The sequence below is a fragment of the Terrabacter sp. P5_B1 genome, assembly GCF_056400505.1.
The window spans coordinates 1-3546 of record NZ_JBFULD010000389.1; the positions used below are offsets into that span (position 1 = coordinate 1).

Annotated in this window: 3 protein-coding genes; 2 read left to right on the forward strand and 1 reads right to left on the reverse strand. The window is 72.0% G+C overall.

The features are described from left to right. Positions 1–40 precede the first annotated feature (40 nt). Positions 41–1888: a hypothetical protein gene (locus AC1DP0_RS19690; protein ID WP_478087833.1), complete on the reverse strand. Its 1848-nt coding sequence runs from the start codon at positions 1886–1888 to the stop codon at positions 41–43. Between the two features lie 177 nt (positions 1889–2065). Between AC1DP0_RS19690 and AC1DP0_RS19695 the strand changes: the two genes are divergently transcribed. Continuing rightward, on the forward strand, positions 2066–2932 hold the full coding sequence (locus AC1DP0_RS19695) for a glycosyltransferase family 2 protein (protein ID WP_478087835.1): 867 nt from the start codon (positions 2066–2068) through the stop codon (positions 2930–2932). Next, the coding region (locus AC1DP0_RS19700) for a hypothetical protein (RefSeq protein ID WP_478087838.1) at positions 2925–3546 on the forward strand (622 nt) is incomplete at its 3' end. The genes AC1DP0_RS19695 and AC1DP0_RS19700, both read left to right, overlap by 8 nt.

A 3546-nucleotide genomic window follows, 5' to 3' on the forward strand; every position in this document is an offset into this window, starting at 1 on the left:
GTGGTGGCCCAGGGGCTCGCCTGGGCCACCACCACCGAGGTCACTTGAGGACGCGGGCCGCCAGCTGTCGGGCCTTGTTCAGTGCGCCGGGTGGCAGGGCGTCCTGGGCGGTCGACTTGGCGACGGAGACCGCCTTCTCCGTGGCGATGCGCCGCGGCGCCCGGAGCGCCTCGACGGCGCGGTAGGTCAACGTCTCCTCATAGCGCTCGATGACCTTCTCCAGCCTGCGGATGTAACGGTCGCGGTGGCGCAGGGTACCTTCGAGCCACCTGACCTGACCCTGCTTCTCGCGCAGTTCTCGGGAGACGACCCGGTGGTGGGTGAGCAGCTCCCGGAAGCCGATCTCGTCGGGCGCTGGGAGGTCCCTGGCGAACTCACCCTGCTCGATGTTGCGGGAGAGCAACTCGTCGATGTCCTCGGGATGTCCGGCGACGGTGGAGGCCACCTCCGCCTCGATGCGCGCCACGCGGACGATCGCCGCGGGAGTGACGGTGAGGCCCGTCATCGAGGCAAGCGTGATCGTCAGCTCGTCGGGCGTCACGGAGGGGCGCCACGGGTGCGGCGAGCCGGACGCGAGAAGGCGTCGCGCGAAGTCGCGGAGTCCCCGGACGAGGGCGTCCTCGGCGGAGACCACCCCGGTACGTCGCCAGGATGCATCGGCGAGGGCGAGCCGGTCGCCGTCGACGAGGGTGTTGGCTGGGGTGGCGAAGTAGCGGCGCTCGGCCGTCTCCGAGGTCCACACCCCGACGTCCGCCAGCCACGCGGCATACGCTCGCACCCGGCTGCGGATGGCAGCGTGGCGGCGCGTCGCGCAGGCCTGTCGAAGTTCGAGCTCGAACGAGCGTCCTCCGGTCGAGGGGACCAGCGTGCGGGACAGCTTCCCTTCGCTCATCTCGTCGTCGGTGCGCGCACTCGCCCAGGACAGCGTCTCCGTGTCGTCGGCCGACACCACCGCGACGGTGCTCCAGGGGTTGTCGGTCTCCGGCTCGGCAGCCACGATCGCCGGGTAGTCGGGCACGTGCACCGTCGGCTCGCCCTTGGTCGCCACCACGACCCATGCCGGCGCCAGCCCATCGAGCATCCGGGCGTCGACGATGCGCTGGAGCGCCGTTCGTGGCTCACGCAGCATCGGTGTCGTCGAGAAGTGCTGGTCCATCGCCTGCCCCGCGAGCACCCCGACGCGATCGCGCAGGCGCTCGTGCTCGACTGCCTCGTGGTGGACGAGCAGGCTGTGGTGGTCCACGGAGGGCAGCGCTGCGAAGGTGGCCTCGGCCTGCAGGCCCTCGGCCTCGAGGACGCTCGACCGCTCCCGGGCGAAGAGGTGCCGGGGGCTGAAGCCAGCCGCACCGACATGCCATCCGGCGTCGGACTCGAGCGTCGCGTCGGGCAGGGACGACACCAGGTCGGTGAACCCCATCTCGTTGGCGAGGTCGAGCACGAGGCGGCCCCCGTCGTCGAGGAGCGCGGCGAGACGCGCCACCGTCTCGGCCTCAGTCAGGCCCCGCGAGTCGGGACCGAGGAGCCGCTCGGGACCACCGAGGGCGACGATGAGGTCGTAGCTGTGCCCCGGGGCGAACACGTCGAGGCCGCCGCAGTAGATGTCCGAGCTCTCGTGCAGCCCGGCACGGTCACCCAGGAGACGGGCGTCGGGCAGCGCGCGGACGAGCAGGTCGACGCGTACGTCGGTGGGGACCGCGTCGACGAGCAGCCCCGCCCTCGGGCCAGCCAGCAGGACGCGCCGCGGACGGTGTGCCGCGATCGCGGTCCGAACCACCTCGCGGACCGCCAGCGGCGTCTCGAGCGTCGCGAGGTCGGACCACATCAGCATGTCGCCGACGAGGATGCGTGCTCCGGAGATGGGGTCGCGCTGGACGTCCTGGTCGCTCACGTGGGCGGTCAACTCGTGGTCCTCTCGTGGTGGGTCCCCGGAACGAAGGCTGAGCCCTTCCGGATGACCTGACTACAATAGCGATGCCGTACGGGAGCGGGAGCGCCCCTGGACGGCACCCCACCCACCGCAGCCACCCGGGGTCCTGTCCGGACCCAGACGACCGCAGGAGCGATGATGCCGGCGCCGACCACAGTGGGCGCCGTCGTCCTGTCGATGGGAGACCGACCCGCCGAGCTCGCCAGAGCGCTGGCGACGCTCATCACCCAAAAGGGTGTCGACCTCGACGTCGTGCTCGTCGGCAACGGTTGGGAGCCGGTGGACGTGCCCGCCGGCGTGCGCACCGTGCACCTCGTGGAGAACGTCGGCATCCCCGAGGGACGCAATGTCGGGGCGCGGGCGGTGCGTGGCGAGGTGCTCTTCTTCTACGACGACGACGCCGTGCTACCCACCACCGATGTGCTCCGGCGTCTCGCGGAGGACTATGACGACGAGCGCGTCGCGGTCGTGCAGCCGCGCGGGGCGGACCCCGACGGGCGGCCGACACCGCGGCGGTGGGTGCCTCGGCTGCGAACGACCGACGGCGGACGCCCCGGCGAGGTGGTCGTCTTCTGGGAGGGCGTGTGCACCGTCCGCCGCAGCGCCTTCGAAGCAGTCGGTGGCTGGCCGGGCCACTTCTGGTACGGCCACGAGGGCATCGACCTGGCCTATCGACTCCTCGACGCGGGGTGGCGGCTGCACTACCGCCCCGACGTCGTCGTCAACCACCCGGCGACGCAGCCCACGCGGCACGCCGTCTACTACCGGATGAACGCCCGCAACCGCGTGTGGGTCGCCAAGCGCAACCTGCCGCACCCTCTCGCCGAGGTCTACGTGGGTCTGTGGTCGATGGCCACCATCGCGCGGGTCCGCGACCGCGAGAAGCTGGGAGTGTGGTTCTCAGGGCTGCGGGAGGGCATGCGGACCGATGCCGGCGCCCGCCGACCGATGTCCTGGCGCACCGCCTGGCAGCTCACCCGCGCGGGGAGGCCACCTGTTGTCTGACCCTGCCGAGACGCTCGACCTCGTGCTGACGGGGGTTCGGTCCCGCACGCACCTGCTCTACGCCTCGTCGTACCTTCGCTGCCTGCTCGAGTCCCAGGACTGCGTGGTGCGCCTCACGATCAGGCCGACCGGGGATGCGTTCGGTGACGGACAGGCCCGTGAGGCCCCCGTCCGAGCACTCCTCGTGGACGACCCTCGTCTCATCGTCCGGTTCTCGGACAGCGAGCGCTCGTCCGCCGACCTTCCGCGGACCGCGCAGCTGCTGTGCGTGGGGGCCCCGTCGGTGCGTGCCTGGACCTCCTTCGTCCGTGCCCACCGGGGCCGACGCCCCCGGGTCGTGGTGATCGATGAGGGGCTCGGCTCGTTCGGCACCTGGTCCACGCGTCGCCGGGCCTACCGCCGCGAGGGCGGCCACGAGCCGCGCTCGACCGTGCGCGCCCTCGCGGTGGCCGCCAGCGCGAAGTGGCTCAGTGACGAGCGATGGTCCCTCTACGCCCGGGACGGGAGCGGGTGGCGGGTCGACGAGCGCGTCGCCCGGGAGTTTCGCATCCGCCTCGAGGGCGGAGCGCCGTCCGCCGACACCGTGGTCTACCTCACCCAGCCCTGGGCGGCGC

Excerpts from the sequence above, each read along its gene's own strand:
- AC1DP0_RS19695 (WP_478087835.1), top strand. The coding sequence starts at position 2,066 with ATGCCGGCGCCGACCACAGTGGGCGCCGTCGTCCTGTCGATGGGAGAC.